Source organism: Aquiflexum sp. TKW24L (assembly GCF_023502205.1).
In the GTDB taxonomy this organism is placed as follows: Bacteria; Bacteroidota; Bacteroidia; order Cytophagales; family Cyclobacteriaceae; genus Cognataquiflexum.
On sequence record NZ_JAMFLG010000039.1, the window covers coordinates 18285 to 40703 of the forward strand.

The 22419-nt window shown below is 39.5% G+C and carries 23 protein-coding genes and 2 tRNA genes; 21 read left to right on the top strand and 4 right to left on the bottom strand.

Annotated elements, in window-relative coordinates; all coding sequences use genetic code 11:
- Nucleotides 1-15: 15 nt before the first annotated feature.
- Entirely contained in the window at nucleotides 16-708 is a 693-nt protein-coding gene (locus M3O96_RS18620) for a carotenoid biosynthesis protein (protein ID WP_249723045.1), read from the bottom strand.
- Between the two features lie 101 nt (nucleotides 709-809).
- Between M3O96_RS18620 and M3O96_RS18625 the strand changes: the two genes are divergently transcribed.
- The 3 genes from M3O96_RS18625 to M3O96_RS18635 are packed head-to-tail and all read left to right on the top strand — an operon-like array spanning nucleotide 810 to nucleotide 2186.
- Nucleotides 810-1115 (top strand): DUF4286 family protein, encoded by a 306-nt coding sequence (locus tag M3O96_RS18625; RefSeq protein WP_249723046.1) that lies wholly within the window; start codon nucleotides 810-812, stop codon nucleotides 1113-1115.
- Between the two features lie 3 nt (nucleotides 1116-1118).
- Entirely contained in the window at nucleotides 1119-1583 is a 465-nt protein-coding gene (locus tag M3O96_RS18630; RefSeq protein ID WP_249723048.1) for a TspO/MBR family protein, read from the top strand.
- Nucleotides 1584-1589: 6 nt separating this feature from the next.
- Nucleotides 1590-2186: a DNA-3-methyladenine glycosylase I gene (locus M3O96_RS18635; RefSeq protein ID WP_249723050.1), complete on the top strand. Its 597-nt coding sequence runs from the start codon at nucleotides 1590-1592 to the stop codon at nucleotides 2184-2186.
- Nucleotides 2187-2288: 102 nt separating this feature from the next.
- Here the strand turns inward: M3O96_RS18635 and M3O96_RS18640 are convergent, their stop codons facing one another.
- A complete protein-coding gene (locus M3O96_RS18640) occupies nucleotides 2289-3032 on the bottom strand; it encodes a DUF4488 domain-containing protein (protein ID WP_249723051.1) in 744 nt (247 codons plus the stop codon).
- Nucleotides 3033-3083: 51 nt separating this feature from the next.
- Between M3O96_RS18640 and M3O96_RS18645 the strand changes: the two genes are divergently transcribed.
- The gene (locus M3O96_RS18645; RefSeq protein WP_249723052.1) at nucleotides 3084-3401 is read left to right on the top strand and encodes a Rieske (2Fe-2S) protein; all 318 of its coding nucleotides are present in this window, start codon (nucleotides 3084-3086) and stop codon (nucleotides 3399-3401) included.
- A gap of 9 nt (nucleotides 3402-3410) precedes the next feature.
- On the opposite strand, the gene M3O96_RS18650 is transcribed toward M3O96_RS18645, so the two are convergent.
- Nucleotides 3411-3746 carry a tRNA-binding protein gene (locus tag M3O96_RS18650; protein WP_249723053.1) on the bottom strand — a complete coding sequence of 112 codons (336 nt, stop codon included), beginning with the start codon at nucleotides 3744-3746 and terminating at the stop codon, nucleotides 3411-3413.
- A 75-nt stretch (nucleotides 3747-3821) separates the two neighbouring features.
- Between M3O96_RS18650 and M3O96_RS18655 the strand changes: the two genes are divergently transcribed.
- A complete protein-coding gene (locus tag M3O96_RS18655) occupies nucleotides 3822-4196 on the top strand; it encodes a hypothetical protein (protein ID WP_249723054.1) in 375 nt (124 codons plus the stop codon).
- Nucleotides 4197-4256: 60 nt separating this feature from the next.
- Here M3O96_RS18655 and M3O96_RS18660 read toward each other — a convergent pair whose 3' ends face one another.
- Entirely contained in the window at nucleotides 4257-4796 is a 540-nt protein-coding gene (locus tag M3O96_RS18660) for an RNA methyltransferase (RefSeq protein ID WP_249723055.1), read from the bottom strand.
- Nucleotides 4797-4881: 85 nt separating this feature from the next.
- Between M3O96_RS18660 and mutS the strand changes: the two genes are divergently transcribed.
- The 16 genes from mutS (at nucleotide 4882) to lpxB (ending at nucleotide 22308) form a co-directional block, all read left to right on the top strand.
- Nucleotides 4882-7494: a DNA mismatch repair protein MutS gene (gene mutS / locus M3O96_RS18665; protein WP_249723056.1), complete on the top strand. Its 2613-nt coding sequence runs from the start codon at nucleotides 4882-4884 to the stop codon at nucleotides 7492-7494.
- A gap of 65 nt (nucleotides 7495-7559) precedes the next feature.
- The gene (locus tag M3O96_RS18670) at nucleotides 7560-8360 is read left to right on the top strand and encodes a helix-turn-helix transcriptional regulator (protein ID WP_249723057.1); all 801 of its coding nucleotides are present in this window, start codon (nucleotides 7560-7562) and stop codon (nucleotides 8358-8360) included.
- A 279-nt stretch (nucleotides 8361-8639) separates the two neighbouring features.
- Nucleotides 8640-8712: transfer RNA gene (locus M3O96_RS18675), tRNA-Gly, on the top strand.
- A 67-nt stretch (nucleotides 8713-8779) separates the two neighbouring features.
- Nucleotides 8780-8863: transfer RNA gene (locus M3O96_RS18680), tRNA-Leu, on the top strand.
- Between the two features lie 143 nt (nucleotides 8864-9006).
- Entirely contained in the window at nucleotides 9007-9702 is a 696-nt protein-coding gene (locus tag M3O96_RS18685) for an XRE family transcriptional regulator (RefSeq protein WP_249723059.1), read from the top strand.
- Between the two features lie 198 nt (nucleotides 9703-9900).
- The gene (locus tag M3O96_RS18690; RefSeq protein ID WP_249723061.1) at nucleotides 9901-10386 is read left to right on the top strand and encodes a methylated-DNA--[protein]-cysteine S-methyltransferase; all 486 of its coding nucleotides are present in this window, start codon (nucleotides 9901-9903) and stop codon (nucleotides 10384-10386) included.
- 130 nt (nucleotides 10387-10516) lie between these two features.
- Nucleotides 10517-10972: a GNAT family N-acetyltransferase gene (locus tag M3O96_RS18695; protein ID WP_249723062.1), complete on the top strand. Its 456-nt coding sequence runs from the start codon at nucleotides 10517-10519 to the stop codon at nucleotides 10970-10972.
- A gap of 182 nt (nucleotides 10973-11154) precedes the next feature.
- Entirely contained in the window at nucleotides 11155-11784 is a 630-nt protein-coding gene (locus M3O96_RS18700; RefSeq protein ID WP_249723064.1) for a 7-carboxy-7-deazaguanine synthase QueE, read from the top strand.
- Between the two features lie 3 nt (nucleotides 11785-11787).
- A complete protein-coding gene (locus M3O96_RS18705) occupies nucleotides 11788-13707 on the top strand; it encodes an OmpA family protein (RefSeq protein WP_249723066.1) in 1920 nt (639 codons plus the stop codon).
- 549 nt (nucleotides 13708-14256) lie between these two features.
- A complete protein-coding gene (locus tag M3O96_RS18710; RefSeq protein WP_249723067.1) occupies nucleotides 14257-17319 on the top strand; it encodes a SusC/RagA family TonB-linked outer membrane protein in 3063 nt (1020 codons plus the stop codon).
- A gap of 13 nt (nucleotides 17320-17332) precedes the next feature.
- A complete protein-coding gene (locus M3O96_RS18715) occupies nucleotides 17333-18853 on the top strand; it encodes a RagB/SusD family nutrient uptake outer membrane protein (protein ID WP_249723068.1) in 1521 nt (506 codons plus the stop codon).
- 13 nt (nucleotides 18854-18866) lie between these two features.
- Nucleotides 18867-19340, top strand: a complete 474-nt coding sequence (locus M3O96_RS18720; protein WP_249723069.1) for a DUF4843 domain-containing protein — start codon at nucleotides 18867-18869, stop codon at nucleotides 19338-19340.
- 62 nt (nucleotides 19341-19402) lie between these two features.
- Entirely contained in the window at nucleotides 19403-20071 is a 669-nt protein-coding gene (locus M3O96_RS18725; RefSeq protein ID WP_249723070.1) for a hypothetical protein, read from the top strand.
- Nucleotides 20072-20181: 110 nt separating this feature from the next.
- Complete coding sequence (locus M3O96_RS18730; protein ID WP_249723071.1) at nucleotides 20182-20601, top strand: 6-pyruvoyl trahydropterin synthase family protein; 420 nt, start codon at nucleotides 20182-20184, stop codon at nucleotides 20599-20601.
- A gap of 146 nt (nucleotides 20602-20747) precedes the next feature.
- Entirely contained in the window at nucleotides 20748-21122 is a 375-nt protein-coding gene (locus M3O96_RS18735; RefSeq protein ID WP_283774041.1) for a four helix bundle protein, read from the top strand.
- A 73-nt stretch (nucleotides 21123-21195) separates the two neighbouring features.
- Complete coding sequence (gene lpxB, locus M3O96_RS18740; RefSeq protein ID WP_249723072.1) at nucleotides 21196-22308, top strand: lipid-A-disaccharide synthase; 1113 nt, start codon at nucleotides 21196-21198, stop codon at nucleotides 22306-22308.
- Nucleotides 22309-22419: the final 111 nt, after the last annotated feature.

The following is a 22419-nucleotide window of genomic DNA, read 5'->3' on the forward strand; positions in this document are numbered from 1 at the left end:
AAGATGAATTTGGATTTAGACAATAAAATACAAAATGGTAAAGAATGTCACCAAATTGAACAAAAGATACCTAGAAATTGCATTTTCTTTGAAAAAAACAGATTTTCTGTATCCAATTTGGATGACAAATGAAACGCCAAACCAACCAATATAATTGGATAATGGGATCACATCTCCTTCCCAAGTCCAAAAATCGAGATTAATAGCCACAGGTTCTATGATGACATCGATTGCCACCATCAATGCAGTAGCTAATACTGCTGCCAACCAATCGTTTTGTATTCTGGATGAAAAGAGATTTCCTGTAAGGTAAACCAGAAGCAGCCAATTTACTCCTATGACCAAAGGAACTTCAAATAGTTGTAGGCCCAAGGTCTTTCCATAGGTGTAATTCCCAAATGGAAATCCGGTATGTATCCCCATTACCTCTGAAGCAAATCCTAAAACCATGGCCGAAACAGCAAAAATTCCAAATGCGCTGTTCCAACCTTGATGAAACAATAACAAAATGCCCAAACTCAGGATCAGGGTAAATGGTGTTGCCATTTGAAAATAGGGACTGACCGTAGGAATGGATAGTCCGATTATTCCGAAGATATAAAATGCAGAAATCACTCCTTTGAAAAGTTTGATCCTATGCTTTTGGATTTCCTGTATTGACTCAATCACGCGTAAATATTCAGATTTATTTGAAAGACTTGGGGGCATGCTGCCGAAATGATTTTGGATTATTCACGGGTGATTAACAACATGAACTTATATTTGTTGGGCAAGGATTGCCACAAAATTAAAGATAAATGTAGAGAAATATGATATTATACAATGTAACAGTCAATATTGATAAAGAATCTGAAATGGAATGGGTGAGCTGGATGAAGGAAACACACATTCCGGATGTCTTGGCTACAGGAATGTTTTTGAAAAACAGGTTTTATAAAATCCTCCATGACAATGAAGATGGATCGACCAATTATTCGGTGCAGTATTTTACCGACAGTATGGAAAAGATCATGGAATACCAACAAAGTTTTGCTGCCAAGCTTCAGGAAGATGTAAATCAGAAATTTAGAGATAGGTTTGTGGTATTCAGAACCTTACTTGAAACCGTAGAATAAGCCATGAACAATATATTCAAATTGATCATTTCAATAATAATTCCTCAGGGAGTCGGAGGATTAGGCGCTTTGGTCACTATTTCCTCCGTACAAAGCTGGTATCAGACCATTAACAAACCATTTTTCACACCTCCTTCTTGGGTTTTTGGACCGGCTTGGACGACACTCTATTTAATGATGGGGATTGCTTTGTTTTTGATCTGGAAATCAAACCATCCCATGAAGAAAACGGCCCTTTGGTTGTTTGCAATCCAGCTTGTCCTCAACGGGATCTGGTCTCCGGCTTTTTTTGGTATGGAATCTCCCATCCTCGGATTATTGGTTATTGTTCCGCTTTGGATCATGATCGTCGTCTGCATCAGGGTATTTTTCCCGATCAATAAAATTGCCTCTTACCTGATGGTTCCTTATTTGCTTTGGGTAAGTTTTGCGACGGCACTGAATGCCGGTATTTGGTATCTCAATTAAAAAGCTATGGCAATAGAACAGGAAATCGGTAAATTCCGCTGCCCGTGGTGTCTGGGTTTTGAAGATTATGTGAAATACCATGATGAAGAATGGGGAGTTCCCGTTTTCGATGACCAAAAACAGTTTGAATTTTTGGTTTTGGAAAGTGCCCAAGCGGGATTAAGCTGGTCCACCATTTTGAAAAAAAGAGAAGGTTATCGGAAAGCTTTTGCAGACTTTGATTACCAGGTTGTGGCAGATTTGCCGGATGGATATGTACAGGAGTTATTGTTGGATTCTGGTATCATTAGGAATGAAATGAAAATCCGGGCAGCCATCAACAATGCCAAAAGATTTATGGAGATCCAGGCGTCACATGGAAGTTTTAGAAATTACATCTGGGATTTCGTGGATGGAACGCCTATCCAAAAACAATTGAAATCCATGTCTGAGGTTCCAGCTACCAGTGCCGTCTCCGATAGACTTGCCAAGGACATGAAATCCAAAGGCTTCAAATTTTTGGGAAGTACCATATTATATGCCCACATGCAGGCCACCGGTCTGGTCAATGACCACTTGGTCGATTGTTTCAGGTATCAAGAAGTGAGAGCCTTGGGCAAATAAAAAAGCCAAGGATAGGGAGATTCCAATTTGCTTGGCTTTAGTGTTTTTTATCAATAGAGTTTTTAAATGAAAGTGAAAAACTCCTATCCAATCATCTATAACCTATTTGACGGGGTTATACGCTTTGCTGTAAGCAGACCATATTTCATAGATCGGATTTCCTGTAGAGCTTAGACCGCTGTGGTGCCACTCGCCATCAATGACCTCATATGTGAATTCAAGACTTGCGCCAACCCTGCTGTCATCTCTTGAGAAAAACTCAATTTTTTCAGTGTATTTGCCATTTTCTGCAGTGTAGGTCCCACCTCCTGTGCCACTAAATTCCTTGGTTTCTGAATTGAAAGCAATCCATTGAAATCTTCCACCACTCAGGATTTTGATTGTTCTTCTTGCTCCCGGAGTGATTTTTGATGTTTCATTGTCACTTTTTCTACCTGTGATTACCCAATTATTGGTCAGGTCATCTTTTGAGTCACTCACCTTTGTCCATATTTCTACCAATTGTTTACCCTCCATTTCTGTAGATATCACAATTTTTCCATCTACCATATCCAAGCTGAAATCGGTCTTTTTACCCACCATTTCAGGATTAAGAGTATAGAAATCCATCATTTCCTGGTATAAGTTGTCCTTGATCGTAAACGGCCCACCTCCGGCACTTACAAATTTGTTGGTGGAAGTTTCCTTAGCTCCAAATGAGAAATAACCATCCTGATATATTTTGATGTATTCGGTATCGGTCATGGCTTTCCCATTTTGATGGGTCATTTTCCATGCTCCTTGTAGATTTTGAGAAAAAACCACTCCGGTGAGAAAGAGGAAGGGAAATATTAATATTTTTTTCATGGTATGATTATATTAGGTTTAGACTTCCAAATTACCATTAAAAACTTGCTTATGAAAACTTTTACACTTGGGCAAAGCAAAGAGCAGGTATTCCAAATGATCCCTGAAAAAAGTATAAAGCTTGTGCAACTAGGAAGTGAAAAAATCTGTATTTCCAGAAATGGGGAGTTGTTTTTTGCATTCGAAGAGTTTTGCCCCCACAGGATGGCTTCTTTGAATCAGGGGACACTTGTCAGAAATGAAATAGTATGTCCATTGCACAGTTACAGGTTTGACCTCGTTACGGGAAGCGTACTTTCGGGCCAATGCCCTGACTTGAAAGTATACAAAGTGCAACTATCAGACGAAGGTCTTGAAATACAGATGTGATTTGAGATTTCAATGTAGTTTTGCACCGTTGGGGATGGGTTTGTCCCCCGTGGCCAAGACAATGTGACCCTCAATATCAGAAAATCCGGTTACCAAAACTTCTGACATGAAGTCCGCAATTTGTTTTGGCGCAAAGTTGCAAACGCAAAGCACCTGCTTACCGATCAATTCCTCTGGTCGGTAGTGAAATGTGATTTGAGCGGAAGATTTTTTGATTCCCAAATCTCCCAAATCTACCCAAATCTTATAGGCCGGCTTTTTCGTTTTAGCAAAATCTTCTGCTCGTACAATCGTGCCAATTCTAAGATCAATACTTTGAAATTCAGTCATGTCAATCGTTTGCATTGATTAGGAATTTTTATATATTTGAAAACTTTCTCCAATTACGGAGAGTTAAATCTACTCAAACCTCGATTATAAATGTTGCAAGTATCAAAAATCTCCAATCTGGGAATGAAAAAGCTTCAACTGACCTTTGTTTTAGGTTTACTAATGAGTTTTGTTTCATTTGCACAATCAGACAGAGAAAGAAATTTCCCTGATTTGCCAAAAAACAATGATGCTGTTTCCCAATATGAAAGTCCTGAATCTTCCAATATGGAATTTAAACAGGAAAACACCCAAAAAACCAATTTGAATCCTGTCAAGGATACAAAATCGACAACTGCCAACGGCTTAAAAAAGGATAACCTTTTGTATAAGCAGGGAGGCGAAAAAGATTCTAAAAAAGAAGAAATATCTACACTCTCATTTAATCTGTTCCTCTATATAGTAGATAGATTTAAGGAAGATTAATGCAAACACCAAAACTTTAAAACAAAAAAAGAGACTAGATTAGTCTCTTTTTTTTTGTCATTATTTTTTAAAAACCCCCATTTTTACCATAAAATCCCATAGAGCAATACCCATCGTTACTGATATGTTAAGTGAATGCTTGGTTCCAAGCTGTGGGATTTCGATGATATAATCGGACGCTTTGATTACTTCATCTTCCACCCCAAAAACTTCATTCCCAAAAACCAAGGCAAACTTTGAATCTGGATTTGGCACAAATTCGTTCAGCATGACACTGTTGCTTACCTGTTCCAAACTACAGATTGTATAACCTTCCTGTTTTAGTTTTTGTATGGCATCCAATGTCGATCCTGCATATTCCCAAATCACAGAATCTGTTGCCCCTAATGCTGTTTTTTGGATATCCTTATGTGGCGGCGTCCCGGTGATGCCGCAGAGATAGATTTTTTCTATACGGAAGGCATCTGAGGTTCTGAATGCAGAGCCCACATTGTTCAGACTTCTTACATTGTCCAAAACAATGACAATCGGAGATTTTTCCTCAGCTTTAAATTCCTCAACCGTCAGCCGGTTGAGCTCTTCCATGTTTAATTTTCGCATGCGGTTTTGTTTCCCTTTTGATATCTTATAATTTCAACCTTTTAATAATTTCAAAATTAACACAAAGAATCAATTCAGAGACCATATGGCCAAGGAGAAGGAAAATGAAGTGAAGGAAACCCCTCTGATGAAACAATACAATGCCATCAAGGCAAAGCATCCTGGCGCTTTGCTTCTTTTCAGGGTAGGGGATTTTTATGAGACTTTTGGGGAAGATGCCATCAAAGCCAGCAAGGTGCTGGACATAGTACTTACTAAAAGGGCAAATGGATCTGCTTCCCATATTGAATTGGCCGGATTTCCTCATCACTCTTTGGATACCTATCTGCCTAAATTGGTACGGGCAGGAAATAGAGTTGCGATATGTGATCAGCTCGAAGACCCAAAAGATGTAAAGGGAATTGTCAAAAGGGGAGTGACCGAACTTGTGACACCGGGGCTTTCTTTCAATGACAATGTGCTTGACAAAAGAAAGAACAATTACTTAGCTTCGGTTTATTTCGGAAAAGAAACCATGGGTATCTCTTTTCTGGACCTTTCTACAGGTGAATTTATGTGTTCTGAAGGGTCTCAGTCTTACATTGAAAAGCTCCTGCAAAGTTTCAGTCCTTCCGAGGTGATCTATTCTAAAGCAGCCAAAGCTAGGGCTGCTGAGATCCTCAAAGATCAGTTTACAACCTTTCATTGTGAAGATTGGGTATTTCAGTTAGACTATACTTACGGAAAGCTTACAGCGCATTTTGCTACAGCTAACCTAAAGGGTTTTGGAATTGAAAATCTTGAACATGGCATCATTTCCGCCGGAGCCATATTGTATTACCTGGAGGAAACAGAACACAAAGAGGTCAAACACATCTCTTCGATTTCCAGAATCGCAGAAGAAAAATATGTATGGTTGGATAAATTCACCATCCGTAACCTTGAGCTCGTTTATTCCCAACAGGATGGAGGAGTGCCCTTGATTAATATCCTTGATCAGACGATAACGCCGATGGGCTCAAGGATGATGAAAAAATGGATGGTTCTGCCCCTTAAGGAGAGAGAAACGATTGAGGAAAGATTGAAGGTGGTGGAATATTTTTTTGAATCACCGGATTTGTGTGAGGAGATTTTGGTACATCTGAAGCATATAGGGGATTTGGAAAGGCTGATTTCAAAAGTTGCCGTGGGAAGAATCAATCCGCGTGAAATGAACCAGCTAAAGAGGGCGCTGAAAAACACGCTTCCTATCAAAGAGATTTTGAAAAACTCCAAAAACGATTCTCTCAAAAAACTATCAGATCAGATCGGTTCCTGCGAATTTCTATTGGACAAAATTGAAAGGGAATTACAGGAAGATGCTCCCATGCTGATCCATCAGGGAGGAATCATCAAGTCGGGAGTAGACGAGGAATTGGACGAATACCGAAACCTGGCAAATACCGGAAAGGATTACCTGGTATCGCTTCAACAGAGAGAAACCCAACGAACTGGTATATCTTCCCTCAAAGTAGCCTTCAATAAAGTTTTTGGGTATTACCTGGAAGTCACCAATTCACATAAAGACAAAGTACCACAGGAATGGATCAGAAAACAGACATTGGTAAATGCCGAGCGGTATATCACGCCGGAGTTGAAAGAATATGAGGAAAAAATCCTCAATGCCGAGGACCGCATGCTTGGGATTGAGCAAAGGTATTTTCTTGCTCTAGTATTGGATGCTTCTGAATATGTCTCACAGATTCAACAGAATGCAAGAATATTAGCCTCGGTGGACTGTTTGCTGTCATTTTCTGTAGTCGCCAAAAGAAACAACTATTGTAAGCCCAAAATCGCGGATACTGATTCTTTGGAAATCAAAGATGGAAGACACCCGGTGATAGAAAGCCAACTACCGATAGGGGAAGAATATGTTCCAAATGACATTTACCTAGATAATGATAGCCAACAGATCATTATCATTACGGGCCCAAACATGGCGGGCAAATCCGCTCTTTTAAGACAGACTGCATTGATTGTGTTGATGGCCCAGATGGGGAGCTTTGTGCCTGCTTCCTATGCAAGGATTGGGATTATTGACAAAGTATTTACGCGTGTGGGTGCTTCGGATAATCTGTCCAAGGGAGAATCCACTTTCATGGTGGAGATGACTGAGACAGCAAGTATTCTCAACAACCTTTCCGACAGAAGCCTCGTATTGATGGATGAAATAGGCCGGGGTACATCCACCTACGACGGTATTTCTATCGCTTGGTCGATAGTTGAGTTTTTGCATAATCACCCAAAATTTAGAGCAAAAACCCTTTTCGCAACGCATTATCATGAATTGAATCAGTTGGCAGACGATTTCCCAAAGATCAAAAACTTCAATGTATCAGTAAAAGAAGTAGGGAACAAGGTGATCTTCATGCGGAAATTGAAGGAGGGAGGAAGCGAACATAGCTTTGGTATCCATGTGGCACAGATGGCTGGTATGCCAAATCCTGTTGTATTGAGGGCGTCCGAAATCATGGGGCATCTGGAAAAAGACAAAGAAATGAATGCTCCCAAAGACAGAATCAAAGACATGCCCAAAAGCAACTACCAGTTGAGTCTTTTTGATGCTGACCCTAAATTTAAGGAGGCACAGGAAATGCTGTCCGCTATTGACATCAATACCATTTCACCTATTGAAGCATTGATCAAACTGAATGAAATCAAGAAGAAGTTAGGAAATTGAAACTTAAATGGATTTGCGTAATTTAAAATACGAATATTAGACAGATAGCTTTAGATTTGGGCACTATGGATATTTCTTTACTGGAAGAATTAAGAAATCAGAATAAGTTATCGGAATTTTTTTCATATAAAAATGACAGAGAATTCATCCCCCACCCTGATGAGGATGGGCTTATAAGGGATTTGGAAAAAATCAGCAACAGCATCGGAATGAAAGAGGGGATTATCATAGGCTGCTTTGATTACCGCTATATGAGTCTTCCGTTTTTTACTGAAAATATTGAGGATCTAAGTGGACATTCTGCAGAGTTTTTGAGAGCAAATGGACTTGCAGGAGTGATTTCGGCCTTGCACCCGGAAGATGCAAAAGAACATGTTGCATTTAATAATCTATTTTTGGAGGTTTTCCAGCAGGCAAGCATTACTGAGAAAAAAACCTTTGAGCAGTCCTATACACTTCGGTGGATTCATAAGATCAGTCAAAAGGAAATCTGGTTTTTTACCAAAGCCAAACCTTACCTGATTGATGAAAAGGGAAACTTTATTTATGACCTACATATCGGACTTTTGATCACGAATAATGAGCACCTGAAGGGATACGATTGGAGCTATTCCTATGTCAGGGATGATGGTGCCAAAGTGGTGCATCAAAAGGATACGCCCCAAAGAAAAGACCTCGATCTATCAAAGAAAGAAAAAGAAGTAGCCTTATTATTATTGGAGGGGCTTGATTCACAGGAAATTGCCAACAGGATGTTCATTTCGATCAATACGGTCTTTACCCACAGAAAAAAAATATTGAAAAAAATGGGGGCGAAGAACTCCAATGATTTGATGAAAATTCTCATCTCCAATAAATTGAAATAAATGCCTGATTATCAATTTTTATGAGATGATAACAGGTAAAAGACAAAATTTTTTAACGATGGACTTTTGCTATTTTGGAAAACTGCTTTACATTTGCACTCACAAAAGACAAAAGCGTAAGGTTTTTGTCAGATTTAATGAAATAATGAGAGTGGCTTACCCGATAGCTTTTTCGAGCTAGTACATGGGTCGTTAACTTGAAAAATTGAATGCGAGAGTAGCTCATCCGCGATAGCTATCGGGAGGTAGAGAACAAACCGTTTATTTGAAATATTGATTGCGAGAGTAGCTCAGCTGGTAGAGCACGACCTTGCCAAGGTCGGGGTCGCGAGTTCGAATCTCGTCTCTCGCTCAAAAAGCCCTTGCAGAAGGGCTTTGTTGTTTTTGGTAATTTTGAAATCTCTAACAAGTTAGAGAATGCCGGGATGGTGGAACAGGTAGACACGCAAGACTTAAAATCTTGTGAGAGCAATCTCGTGCGGGTTCGATTCCCGCTCCTGGTACAAGCTTCGCTTTCAGCGGGGCTTTTTTTTTGCATTTTTTCCAAATTGTTTAAATAACCATCATTAAGGTGTTTATAATTTTAACAAAAGGGGTATTTTTGAAAATATACCCCAATGTTTGGTTTCAGATAAAATAAATCAAGATGCATCTAAGCTCTAACATAAAAATCCTGAGGAAGAAGAAATCCATTACCCAGGAAACGATGGCAGCATCTATCGGGATCAGTAGGTCCAAGCTTGCAGGCTATGAGCTGAACATCAACCCCCCTTTGGAAACGCTTCTTATGATTGCGGATTACCTTGGGGTATCTATTGATTTGCTTTTGAGAAAAAATCTGGAAGAACTTTCAGAATTTAAATTGCGTGAATTGCTGGATACCGACCGTTTTTTGAAAGGTAAAAACCTTAGAATATTAGCAACAACAGTAGATGCTGAAGGAAAAGAACTGATCGAAGTGGTTTCCCAAAAAGTGAAAGCAAGTTATCTCGCCGGATTTTCAGATCCGGAATTTATCGGTGAGCTTCCACGGTTTACATTACCGTTTTTGCCGCAGGATAAAAAATACCGCGTTTTTCAGATTGATGGGGATTCGATGCTTCCCATCCCTGATGGGGCTTGGATTGTGTGCGAATATGTCGATGACTGGACGAGAATCAAGGACGGAGAAAAATATGTGGTTTTGACCGATTCTGAAGGCATAACATTTAAAATTGCCTACAATATTGTTAAGGAAAATGAAAAATTATTACTTTGTTCTTCTAATCCGATATTCAAACCTTTTGAGGTCGATCTCAGGTCAATTAGGGAGGTCTGGAAGTTCCGACTGATGATTGTCTGAACCTTTTAAAGATTTTATTTTGAAAAACGTGCACATTTATTTTCTTTTTTTTATAAATTTCATATCGCCCAAATTTTAAATTGTTTTTTAAATAAAAGAGGATTTTGTAAGACAAAACAGGATTTAAATCGTTGTATGTCTAAGATTACGGGAATGTTTATTGACTAATGGAGTAATAACCTTAAACGATCAGTAAATATGAGAGACTTTGCGGTATTTGAAACCCCACTTGGGAATGTCAAGGCAGATGCCTGGGACGGATATTTAGTCAGTTTAAAATTTTCTGATCAAGATCCCACAGACGATTCGTTTGATGGGATTTTGATGGATGTCTGGATTCAGCTTGGACTTTATTTCCAAGGGAAGCTCAAGACATTCGACGTTCCTGTTGCACTTGGTGGAACGGACTTCCAACATAAGGTCTGGATGGAGGTAAATAAAATACCTTTTGGGCAGACTGTTTCTTACCAAAAAATCGCAAACAACCTAGGTAATCCACAAGCAGTAAGAGCAGTAGGAACTGCAGTCGGTGCAAATCCGATTTTGATTATGCTTCCTTGTCACAGGATCGTTGGACAGTTTGGTCAGCTTACAGGATATGCAGGAGGTCTTTGGAGAAAATCTAAATTACTTGAACTCGAACAAAAAGATAAAATCGGAAAACAAGTACAGCTCAATTTCTGATAATTTTGTTTTTGAGATTGAAGTGTATCATTCAGGCCTGATTGGGAAACCTTTCAGGCTTTTCTTATTTTTATCCCAATAATTCTATTCTTAAGTTTTCTAATCCTTCCTAATCTATTGCCAAGTATTCATGGTCCAAATCATTGATTATTCCCCCGACCTCCAGCCTTATTTTGAAAAAATCAATAAAGCATGGGTTCAAAAGTATTTTTCATTAGAACCATTTGATATTGAACAGCTCCTCAACCCCCAAGAGATTATCTTAAATAAGGGTGGAGCGATCATTTTTGCCAAGGAAGGAGAGGAAATAATAGGTACGGTAGGGCTTTCCAAATCAGCAGAAGGAATATTTGAAATGATAAAAATGGCCGTTATCCCTCAAGCCCAAGGTAGAAAAGTTGGCCAGTTACTAGCCACCTCAATTTTGGATAAGGCTAAAACTATGGGAGCCAAAAAGGTCGTCCTTTATTCCAATACCAAATTGGAAGCTGCATTGAACTTGTACCGGAAGTTTGGATTCAAAGAAACACCTCCCGAATGTGGAAAGTATGGAAGGTGCGACATCAAAATGGAAATCGATTTGTGATGGAAAAAATCCTTTGAGGTGACAATTTAAGAGAAACCTAAAATTTTCCAATTTTCCAATCTTCCAATCCCCCAATCTTCCAATTTCTCTCATCCTTAGCATTCTTCCCTTTTTACCCTACCTTTGCAGACCAAAAATCAATAATAAATCCAGCGGTTCAATTACCCGCTTCATCAAAAATTATGGAAAATACCAAATTACAAGTTTCGGAAGGAACGATGCTTCCTGTAATGGAAGCTTTTTACACCATTCAGGGAGAAGGGACGTTTTCTGGAAGTCCTTCTTACTTTATCAGACTCGGAGGCTGTGATGTAGGGTGCGTGTGGTGCGATGTCAAAGAATCATGGGAAGCGGAAAAATGGCCTATACTTTCTGTGGAATCCATCGTCAATCAAGCTATGACCTTTCCCGGCCGAACAGTGGTAATCACAGGAGGAGAACCTTTGATGTATAAGCTCGGTCCATTGACTGCGACGCTTAAGAAAAATGGATTCAGGATACACATAGAAACATCGGGAGCACATCCTTTTTCGGGAATATTTGATTGGGTCTGTTTTTCCCCAAAAAAATTCAAAAAACCCCATCCAAGTATTTACGATAAAGCTGATGAATTGAAAGTCATAGCCTATCATAACTCGGATTTTTTATTTGCGGAGGAGCATGCTGCCAAGGTAAAATCTACCTGTCAAAAACTGTTACAACCCGAGTGGAGCAAAAGAGAAACCATGACAAATAGGGTCATTGACTATGTAAAAACCAACCCAAATTGGAAAATCTCGTTGCAAACACATAAATTTATGGATATCCCATAACCCATGAAGATAAGCCTTCTTAGTTTAGCTCTGTTTTTTTTCATATCTCTATCATTTGGTCAGGGCTATTCCATCATTGACAATAAGGCGATCAAAATGCATCAGGAAGGCGATGAATTGGTACAGAAACGGATGTATGACGAAGCTTTAGAAAAGTACAAAGCCTCCATCCAAAGGGAGGCTGGTTTCTTGGAATCATACATCAAATGGGGGAGAATCCTGTTGACCAAAGGAAAACCCCAAGAAGCAATTGAAGTGGCGGAAAAGGGAGAGGCTAGGGCCCGTCAGGCAAAAAACCAGATTAAAGGCGAATTCAAATGGCTCAAAGTCCATTGCTACCTTGCCATGGGAAGATTTGGAGAGGCTTTGGCAGAATTTGAGGGCGCAAATCCACTGCTCGACCAAAGTTTCAAACAGCGGATAGATTATAGGGAAACAGAAAGTCAGATGAGGTTCATCGGAGAGCAACTCGAAAAGTCCCTTTCCATAAAAAAGGAAAAGCTTCCGGAACCTTTAAATCAATTTTCACTACAGTATTTTCCTGTACTGACTGCCGACAGCAAGAAAATTATTTTTGTCAAGAGAGACGGACTGAAGAATTTCGAACACGAAGATTTATTCATCAGCCGGTTTTCGGAAGAAGACAGCCTTTGGTCTGAACCGGAAAGTATTTCCAATACCATCAATACCAATTACAATGAGGGAACCTGTACCATATCTGCTGATGGGAAAATCCTGATTTTTTCTTCCTGCGAGACGCCTGATTCATTGGGAGATTGTGATCTCTATATCGCCTATAAGATCAATGATGCCTGGCAAAGACCTTCAAATATGGGGAAATCAGTGAATTCTCGATTTTGGGATTCACAGCCCTCTTTATCTGCTGATGGACGGATCCTGTTTTTTTCCTCTAATAGAAGGGGAGGTTTTGGAGGAAGGGACCTTTGGTATTCACTACGGATGCCAAACGGGGGTTGGTCTGAAGCCAAAAACCTTGGTTCTTTGGTTAACACTCCAAAAGATGAGGTTTCTCCTTTTATATATTTCAACAATGAAATCTTGTTTTTTGCGTCGAATGGTCACAGGGGTTTTGGAGGACAGGATATTTTTGTTTCTAGGGTGGAAAATGGAGTTTTTACCACTCCCGAGAACCTCGGCTATCCGATCAATGATCATTTGGATCAGTTTTCACTTTTTATTACCGCCCAAAGAGATTATGCCTATTATACAGAGAACACCTTCAACGAAAGTAAGGAGGAGCGTTCCTACCTCTACAAATTCAAGTTCCCTGAGGAAATTTCCCTCGGTGAAAACTTGATTGTCACCCAGGGAAAGGTATTCAACAGCAAAACCGGCGAACCGGTAGACGCTAGACTATCGCTTGTAAGCCTTAGCAATGACAGTACCCTCTATGAATTCCGATCAGATGGCAAAACAGGAGAATTTATGATGCTCTATCCTGACAAATCTTTTTCCGGACTTTATGTAGAAAAAGAAGGATACCTTCCAAAAATCTATAACGTGGACAGAGATAACCTCAAAAACCAAAAAGAACTTCAAGTATCTTTGATGCCCATCGCTCCCGGAGAGGAATTCGTTTTTGAAAACATATTTTTTGATTTAGACAAGTCGGATCTCAAACCTGAATCTTCCAGCTCTTTAAAAAGACTTCATAATTTTTTGCTTGAAAACCCTAAAGTGGTCATTACCATCATCGGTCATACCGATAATCAAGGCACCCCTGCTTATAATGAAAATCTAAGCTTAAGAAGAGCAGAAAGCGTCAAAAGGTTTTTGATTGAAAAAGGAGTACCCGAAAATCGGGTGGCTACGGAGGGAAAAGGAGACCGTATCCCGATACGTCCAAACGATACCGCTGAAAATAAGGCCCTCAACAGGAGGGTAACCATCTCGATTAAATAATAACTAATATGATTTGTAATGTTTAGGTTATATGTCTATACATTATTTTTAAGAATGATTCAATGACTTATTAAAATTTTGATATTTTTTGATAATTTGATATAAATACCTGTTTTGAGTAAGTTTTCGGTATTTTATATTGACAAAGAATCTTTTATTAAAACAAAGGTTAAAATTAGAAAAATTTTATAATTTATTATTAAAAGTATATCTATTACCTAATTACCAAAACTATATTTTATATTATCTCATTTTAATTATTATTGAAAATAAAAGAATGAACCGATGCTTTTTTTATCCTTATGAAAATAATGTTAACAAAAGTTAAAAATAATTTTATTTCGTTAACCCCCAGATAATAGCCCAAAATATCCTAACCTATTGGGTTAAATACTATTTGTATAAATTTAAATTTTATTTTTTGTAAAAAATCAAAATTTTATTAACCCATAGTTCAGTTGCCACATATGTAAATTTTTTAAATGATTTTGGATTATCCGAGGTTAATGGATAAAATTGGACAATCGTTATAAACCAAAAAAATAAATTATGAAGAAAGTTTTACTTCTAGGACTAATGCTTCTTTTCGTAGGTGCAGCAGCATTTGCGCAAGGTCGTGTAGTGACTGGAACGGTGACATCCGGCGAAGACCGTCTGCCGTTACCAGGTGCTTCAGTTTTGGTGAAAGGTACTACAATCGGTGCAGCCACCGATTTGGATGGTAAATTTTCACTCAATGTACCAGATGGCAGAAATGTCCTGGTAATCAGTTTCACTGGTTTTGTTGACCAAGAGATTTCCCTTGGCAATAGAACTCAGATTGTTATTGAATTGCAACCCGACATTTCGAGTTTGGGAGAAGTAATCGTAACCGGTTATGGAACCACTCCAAAAAGGGAAGTAACAGGTGCAGTATCTTCTGTAAAAGGAGATGTGATTGCAAATCTTCCTTTGCAATCATTTGACAGAGCCTTACAAGGTAGAGCGGCAGGTGTACAGGTAAGATCTGCAAATGGTCTTCCGGGCGGTGCGGTCAATATCCGTATCAGAGGTGTAGGCTCCATCAATGCTGGTAATGAACCATTGTTTATTATAGATGGTGTTCAATTAAACAACCAGTCTAATGCTTCATTTACCCAATCCAACCCGCTTGCTTTCTTAAACCCTAATGACATCGAGTCAATGGAAATCCTGAAAGATGCTGCTTCTGCTGCTATCTACGGCTCTCAGGCTGCCAACGGTGTTGTGATTATCACAACCAAAAGAGGAAAGCAGGGAAAAGCAAGATTTGAATTCAATGCCTTCGGTGGCCAAACACAGCCGATGAAATATTTGGATGTCTTGGGAGGTTCCGAATGGTACAATATGAGGAAGGAAGCATGGATAAATTCAGGTAATGCGCTTCCTGAAGCAAATACCCTAAGTAATATGGCCCGCTTGCCTGCAAACTGGCAAACCTTAACTGCGGCTGATCTTGATGCTATTGGTCAAGGACTACAAACCTATGATTGGCAAAGAGAAGTAATGGGAACAGGAAAAATTCAAAATTATGAATTGTCAGTTTCAGGTGGAGATGACAAGACTACTTTCTTCCTTTCAGGTTCATACAACTACCAGGAATCATCTTTCAAGCCTGTTGATTTTGAAAGAGGAACAGTAAGGTTGGCATTGTCACATCAAGCCACCCCAAGATTGAATATTGAAACAAGTATCAACTTGTCTACTTTCCAACAAAATATTCCTTTTGCCGTAGGTGGTGCATTCTTAGGTAACCCTGCATTCTCCTCATCAGCTGTGCTTCCTCACAATCCAATCTACAACGAGGACGGAACTTTCAACACTGCAATAGGTGGAGTTTTGGGACAAAATGTTGTTTTGGTGAATGCTTATAACTCAGGTTTACAAAGGACCAACACTGTGGTTGGTAACATTGTAGCTAACTACAAAATTCTAGACAACTTGGTATTCAGGTCCTTATTTGGTCTGGATTACAGGTTGCTACAGGGTGAATCATACAGGGATCCTAGGACTCCTGATGGTGCCGGTGTTGTGGGTAGAGCTTCTGAACAGTCTGACTGGAGAACAAGATTTATCACTACCCAGACTTTGAACTGGAACAAAACCTTCAATTCAGTACACAACGTGTCAGGGATCTTCGGTTTGGAATATGTTTCTGAGACTAGACAAGGTCTTTCAGGTGCAGGGATCGGTTTTCCTACATTCCAATTCAGAACAATTCAATCCTCAGCCACTCCGGAATCAATTTCGGGTTTCTGGACAGGTTATAAAAGAGCTGGTGCTTTCATCTCAGGAAGCTATGATTATAAGAAGAAATATTTGGCAACAATTACTGCCCGATACGATGGATCTTCCAGATTTGGTGCCAATAACCAATTTGGTTTGTTCCCATCCATCAGAGTAGGTTGGAATATCGTAGAGGAAAGCTTCCTGAAAAATAGTGAGGCTGTGTCTGACTTGAAATTGAGAGCTTCTTATGGAAAGACCGGTAATGATCAGATTGGAAACTTCGCAGCTAGAGGACTTTACGGTGGTGGAGGTAACTATGCCGGTCAGGCAGGTATCAGACCTAGTTCACTTGCTAACCTTAACCTCGGTTGGGAATCTAACGTGACTTTTAACCTAGGTCTTGATTATGGTTTCTTAAGCAACAGAATCACAGGTTCATTAGATGTATTTGACAGAAGAACCAGAGATTTGCTTTTGGATCAGCCAATTATATGGACCAATGGTTTTAGTGACATAGCCAATAATGTGGGTGAATTGCAGAATAAAGGTATTGAGTTTGAAGTTTCTACCATCAACATCGACAAAGGTGGTTTCAGATGGAACACTTCCTTCAACTTCACCTATATCAAAAACCAGATTATCAGCCTGTATGATGATTTACAATTCCTTCCTGCTAATCCGGGACTTGCTGTAGGGCAACCTGTTGGAAATCCTCAAAATGATGGCGTTGCAGCACCAGGTTCCTTTTTTGCGGCGACTTATGCCGGGGTCAATCCTGCAACAGGACGTCCAATGTGGTATGATATCAATGGAAACATCACCTATTTGCCATTGGCAGCTGACAGACAATATCAAGGTTCTAACTTGGCCACCACATTCGGAGGTTTGAACAACACCTTTTTCTATAAAGGATTTGAATTGACTGCATTCTTTACTTATGAATATGGTGCTGTAGTCACTGACGGTCAGTACTCTTTCTTAAGAGAAAATGGTACACGTCTTACTTTGAACGCTTTAAGAGAAGTCCATGACAGAAGATGGACTACTCCGGGTCAGATCACAGATATTCCTCGAAACCTGACTACAAATGCAGGAAATGAGGCAAGAGGTGCAGGTCGAAATTCCGGTTCTGCAGGTCTTTTGAAAGCAGACTTTATCAGATTAGCTCAGCTGACATTTGCCTATAGTTTCAGCCCGACATTGGTAAGAAATCTTGGATTGACAAGAGCGAGAATTTATGCACAGGGATTGAACCTTTGGACTTATACAGACTATCCGGGATACGATCCTGAGTTCGTAGGTGCAGGTACTGGTCAGATTCCTATGACTAAAAACTATACCATAGGTGTTCAAATCGGATTCTAAACATCTTAAGGAAATGAAAAATATGAAATTTATAAATAAAATTGTCTTATCCTTTGTCTTTGCAGGAACCTTCCTATTTACTTCCTGCGATGACCTACTACAAGTTGAACCAAGACAATCTATCGATGCCAACGGAGCATTGAATACTCCCGATGCACTATCAGCCGCACTCAACTCTGTTTATGCGAGATTGAGACCGGTTTCTAATTATGGTAGGGACTTATTGGCGCTTTCAGATGCTTTAGCAGATGTTGGTCAGACTACTTCGAATTCTGGTCGTTTGATCGGTGAAAATAACAACCAACCCAATGCACATTTTGGAGCAGGGTTTTGGGCAAACAGTTATTTTGCAATCAATGAAGCCAATCTCATCCTTGCTGCTCTTCCGGCAGTTCAAGGCGCATCTGCAGCACAATTGGCAAGATGGGAAGGAGAAGCTAAGTTCTTAAGAGCTTTGTATTACTTCGATTTGGTTAAGGTGTATTCCTACATCCCTACTGCCATCTATACCCCAGGGGTAACAGACGAAGGCGGTATTCCTTTGGTATTAGAAGGAGTAATTACCTCTGATGCAGCATTGTCCCGTCAGTCTTCAAGAGCAACCATCGATCAGGTTTATACCCAGATCTATACTGATCTTGAATCTGCTAAAACTTTGTTGACTTCAAGAGGTACTTATTTTGCTTCATCTGCAGCAGCATCAGCTTTGTTGTCGAGGGTAGCTTTATATAGAGGTGATTGGGCAAAATCAGTGGCTGAATCTACTACCGCGCTAGCAAGTACTGTCGGAACTGTCTTGTCTGGACAAGCTTATATCAATGGCTGGAGAGCAGAAGTAAATCCTGAGTCTATGTTTGAGGTAAGGTTTGCAATTCCTGCCGAAGCTATAGGTGTAAATGAGTCTCTTCAAACTTCCTACACAACCCTTCTTAACTTGACTGCCAACAAAAATTCTCAAGGTGGTTGGGGTGACTTTATCCCAAATGCAAGAGTAAGAGGATTCTTTGGATTGACTCAACTTCAACTTGGCAATCCTGCTACTGATAATAACAACTGGGATGTGACTAGAAATTCAGACATCAGGGCTTTCTTGTACACCACCGGAAACACTGTAAGAGGTGCAGGACGTCAGATCGAAAGTATCAAATTTGCCTCCAAAAATGGATTTGCGTACGGAGACAATGTACCTGTGATCAGAAAATCTGAAATGCATTTGAACAGGGCTGAAGCGAACTACCATATTCCTGGAAACGAAGGAGCTGCATTGACTGAATTAAACGCTTTCAAAGGTTTAAGAGGTCTTCCTGCAGTTGCTTTGACAGGTCAGGCATTATTGGATGAGATTCTTTTGGAGAGATTCAAAGAGTTTGCATTTGAAGGCCACAGATGGTTTGATTTGAAAAGATATGGTAGAGATGTTGTGAAAACTACGCCAGTTGTCAATTTGGCATTTGATGATTTCAAAATCCTTCCTCCTATCCCACAAAGAGAAGTTGATGGTAACCCTAATTTGAACCAGAACAGAGGCTACTAAAATCGAATTGAACATGAAAAAGATATTAGCATTATTATCATTTACCTTGGTTTTGGCCTTCTCCTCTTGTATTGAGCAGAATTACCCAACTTGGTCAGGAGCTGTAGTCGAATTTCAGGATGCCGTAGTTAGGGCTCCTGCGGCAGGTGTGACCTATCCAAGGATTATTGTAGCAAATACAGTAGGGACTGTCAACCTTCAGGTCAATCTAGTTTCAGCGCATAAATCAAGTGATGAAACCATTACTTATAAAATAGTACCTGAAGGAACGACCGGTGTTGCGGGAACAGATTTTGTAGTTTCCGGATCTGTTGTAATACCTGCCGGTTCAAGTACTGCAAACGCTGTGGTAACCATCCCAAATACAGGGCGTATCGGTGGAGCAGTTGACGTATTGCTTGAACTTGAGGGAAATGCTCAAATTCCTGCAAGTGAGAATCACAAACGAGTACAGATTAGAATCACAAGACCTAATCCTGCACCTTAAATAAAATTGAAATTAATTTGAAAAAAGGCTGGGGAACCAGCCTTTTTTTTTTACTTTTGAAAATGATGAAGTTTAGTTTAAAGAGTATTATAGCATTGCTTTTTGTTGGATTATGTAATCCTGCATTGGCACAGTTGAAGTTATTGAAAGATGATGCTTCAGGAGGGAGACCTATAACATCAAATCCTTATGCAGAATTCAAAGGGTCTGCCTACTTATTGGATTTTGAAGTAGGTAGTATTCTTTTCTCGGAAAAGGATACAGCAAAAAATATGATCATCGCCTTCAATGCGTATGATAACACCTTAGAACAGAAAATGGACGGCAACTTGTTGGCATTTATTCCAAGTAAAATTTCCGGATTTATTCTCAATACAGGTTCTAAACCTCGGGAATTCAGATCGGGTTATTCTATCCCTAAAATTGGATCGAATGTATTTGTTGAAATTTTGGTAGATGGGGAATATACTTTGATCAGTCACCATTTCAAAACCTTGGGAGATGACGTCAATGCTGCGTATGGTTCCCAAAAGTCCAAAGCATTCCAAAATGTAGAGCAGCTATATGTCGTAAAAGATGGTAATGCTCTCATGTTGAAAACCAAACCGAAATTTCTACAGGAAACTTTTGGTTCGGACACACCGAAAGTCAACAAATTGATCAAGGATTATTCCTTGGACATCAAAGAAAGATCAGATGTCATCAGATTGGTAAGACTTCTCAATACCTGATAAATTTTTAAATCAAACCCTTTCGATCCGAAAGGGTTTTTTTCATGCTTTATTAGATTTGTCTATCCTTATACTTTTTGTGTATTTTTGCACCTCATTAGAATTTGTGAATGGTACACGTTTGTAGAAAAGAGCATTTCAACGCAGCCCATAAGCTTTGGAATCCCAATTGGTCGGAGGAAAAAAATACAGCAGTATTTGGTCCTTGTGCCAATGTTAATTGGCATGGGCATAATTTTGAGCTAATAGTCACTGTAAAAGGTCTCCCCGATCCTGAGACAGGTTTTGTGGTGGATTTAAAGCAGTTGAGCACTTTGATCAGGACATTGGTCATAGACAAAGTGGACCACAAAAACCTCAATGTGGATGTTGATTTTATGCTGGGCAAAATGGCAAGCTGTGAAAACCTCATCATGGAATTTTGGAAAATCCTTGAGCCCGCTGTCAACCTAATCGTCCCTAGGGGAAAATTATACAAACTCACTCTTTACGAAACCCCTAGAAATTTTGTGGAGTACTTTGGGGAGTAGTAATTTGGTTGGTAAAAAGCTGAGTTTTATTTGTGGTAAGAAGTAAAAGGTGAGAGGTGGGGTCAGCCCTGAATCTGAGATTTTTTTTTGATTTGGAATCCTTTTATTTTTTGTTAAATTAATAAGTTAATTTAACAGACTTGCTCATGACCTTTGTAAGCAACTACAAGAATCTGGAGGTTTATATTTTGTCAAGATCTTTGGCTTCGAATATTTTCTTGTTAACAAAAAAATTTCCAAAGGAGGAAATGTATTCACTTACTGATCAAATCCGAAGGTCGTCAAGGTCTGTGGGTGCTCAAATAGCAGAATCATGGGCCAAAAGAAGATATGAAAAACATTTTATCAGTAAGTTGACAGATGCTGATGCGGAAATCATGGAGACACAGCATTGGATCGAAATCGCATTCGACCTTAAGCTGATATCAGAAGAAGAGTTGACCAAAGTGTTGAATGATTGTGCTTCAATTAATAGAATGCTAAATTCAATTATCAATAAATCCTCCCAATTCTGCAAATAACTTACCTTACCTCTCACCTTTTACCTTCAACTTTTAACCTCTCACCTTTAACCTCCCACCTCTTACCACAACAATGAAATACTACTTCATATCAGGTGAAAGATCCGGCGACCTCCATGCCTCCAACCTTATCCGGGCCATCAAAGCCTTGGATCCTAAAGCTACCTTTCGTGGCATGGGTGGAGACTATTCCAAAAATGAAGGACTTTCACTCTGCGCCCATTATGATGAAGTGGCAGTCATGGGTTTTGTGGAGGTATTGTTTGGATTCAGAAAAGTATTGAAATACCTATCACAGATCAAAAAAGATATTCTTGACACCAAACCTGACATCCTCATCCTAGTGGATTATGGGGGTTTCAACATGAAAATGGCAGCTTTTGGGAAAAAGCAAAACATCCCCGTCCATTATTATATTCCACCCAAAGTCTGGGCCTGGAACCAAAAAAGAGCTTTTAAAATAAAAGAGTTCACAGATCAGGTATATTCAATTCTCCCATTTGAACCGTTATTTTTTGAGAAGTTTGGAGTTAAAATTGAATATGTAGGAAATCCCTTGTTGGATGAAATAGCCAAATTTGAACCACATCCCTTTTTCCATCAAAAGAACAGCCTAAGTTACAGTCCAATCATTGCCTTACTTCCTGGCAGTAGAAAACAGGAACTCGACAACATGATGCAGGTCATGCTGCAGGTAGTCAAAAAGTTTCCCAATGCGCAGTTTGTCATTGCAGGGGTTACCAATCTAGGCCCTGCGCTCTATGAACCTGCGATCAAAGCCGGGATCAATGTGACATACGATCAGACTTACGACCTCCTTCACCATGCCAATGCTGCTGTTGTTACATCCGGGACTGCCACTTTGGAAACAGCCCTTTTTCGAGTTCCCCAAGTGGTCGTTTACAAGACCTCTAGTATCAGCTATGCCATCGCCAAAAGGCTTATCAGGGTTCCGTTTATCTCCTTGGTGAACTTGATCGCCGACCGGAAAGTGGTAACCGAACTGATCCAAGATGATTACAACATTGATAACCTCAGTCAGGAACTGAACCTGATCCTTTCCAATATTCTTCACAAGGCAGATATTTTGGATGGCTATACCGAAATCAAAGAAAAATTAGGAACCAAATCTGCTTCAGATACAGCTGCGAAAATGATTTGTGGCAGTTTAGGGATTAACCATTGAGGATATTTTACCTTACAAAATAGACACATAGCCCACATAGATTTTTAGAAGAAAATAATAAAGGATTTATATGGTCAATTTAATTTTTGAAATCAATAATCTCTGACCAAG

Bases quoted from the DNA above. Each gene is read 5' to 3' on its own strand.
- M3O96_RS18660 (WP_249723055.1), bottom strand. From the start codon at position 4,796: ATGCGAAAATTAAACATGGAAGAGCTCAACCGGCTGACGGTTGAGGAA.
- M3O96_RS18685 (WP_249723059.1), top strand. From the start codon at position 9,007: ATGCATCTAAGCTCTAACATAAAAATCCTGAGGAAGAAGAAATCCATT.
- M3O96_RS18720 (WP_249723069.1), top strand. From the start codon at position 18,867: ATGAAAAAGATATTAGCATTATTATCATTTACCTTGGTTTTGGCCTTC.
- M3O96_RS18625 (WP_249723046.1), top strand. From the start codon at position 810: ATGATATTATACAATGTAACAGTCAATATTGATAAAGAATCTGAAATG.
- M3O96_RS18620 (WP_249723045.1), bottom strand. From the start codon at position 708: ATGCCCCCAAGTCTTTCAAATAAATCTGAATATTTACGCGTGATTGAG.
- lpxB (WP_249723072.1), top strand. From the start codon at position 21,196: ATGAAATACTACTTCATATCAGGTGAAAGATCCGGCGACCTCCATGCC.
- M3O96_RS18735 (WP_283774041.1), top strand. From the start codon at position 20,748: ATGACCTTTGTAAGCAACTACAAGAATCTGGAGGTTTATATTTTGTCA.
- M3O96_RS18670 (WP_249723057.1), top strand. From the start codon at position 7,560: ATGGATATTTCTTTACTGGAAGAATTAAGAAATCAGAATAAGTTATCG.
- M3O96_RS18725 (WP_249723070.1), top strand. From the start codon at position 19,403: ATGATGAAGTTTAGTTTAAAGAGTATTATAGCATTGCTTTTTGTTGGA.
- M3O96_RS18715 (WP_249723068.1), top strand. From the start codon at position 17,333: ATGAAAAATATGAAATTTATAAATAAAATTGTCTTATCCTTTGTCTTT.
- M3O96_RS18630 (WP_249723048.1), top strand. From the start codon at position 1,119: ATGAACAATATATTCAAATTGATCATTTCAATAATAATTCCTCAGGGA.
- mutS (WP_249723056.1), top strand. From the start codon at position 4,882: ATGGCCAAGGAGAAGGAAAATGAAGTGAAGGAAACCCCTCTGATGAAA.
- M3O96_RS18640 (WP_249723051.1), bottom strand. From the start codon at position 3,032: ATGAAAAAAATATTAATATTTCCCTTCCTCTTTCTCACCGGAGTGGTT.
- M3O96_RS18645 (WP_249723052.1), top strand. From the start codon at position 3,084: ATGAAAACTTTTACACTTGGGCAAAGCAAAGAGCAGGTATTCCAAATG.
- M3O96_RS18695 (WP_249723062.1), top strand. From the start codon at position 10,517: ATGGTCCAAATCATTGATTATTCCCCCGACCTCCAGCCTTATTTTGAA.
- M3O96_RS18700 (WP_249723064.1), top strand. From the start codon at position 11,155: ATGGAAAATACCAAATTACAAGTTTCGGAAGGAACGATGCTTCCTGTA.
- M3O96_RS18710 (WP_249723067.1), top strand. From the start codon at position 14,257: ATGAAGAAAGTTTTACTTCTAGGACTAATGCTTCTTTTCGTAGGTGCA.
- M3O96_RS18730 (WP_249723071.1), top strand. From the start codon at position 20,182: ATGGTACACGTTTGTAGAAAAGAGCATTTCAACGCAGCCCATAAGCTT.
- M3O96_RS18655 (WP_249723054.1), top strand. From the start codon at position 3,822: ATGTTGCAAGTATCAAAAATCTCCAATCTGGGAATGAAAAAGCTTCAA.
- M3O96_RS18690 (WP_249723061.1), top strand. From the start codon at position 9,901: ATGAGAGACTTTGCGGTATTTGAAACCCCACTTGGGAATGTCAAGGCA.
- M3O96_RS18650 (WP_249723053.1), bottom strand. From the start codon at position 3,746: ATGCAAACGATTGACATGACTGAATTTCAAAGTATTGATCTTAGAATT.
- M3O96_RS18705 (WP_249723066.1), top strand. From the start codon at position 11,788: ATGAAGATAAGCCTTCTTAGTTTAGCTCTGTTTTTTTTCATATCTCTA.
- M3O96_RS18635 (WP_249723050.1), top strand. From the start codon at position 1,590: ATGGCAATAGAACAGGAAATCGGTAAATTCCGCTGCCCGTGGTGTCTG.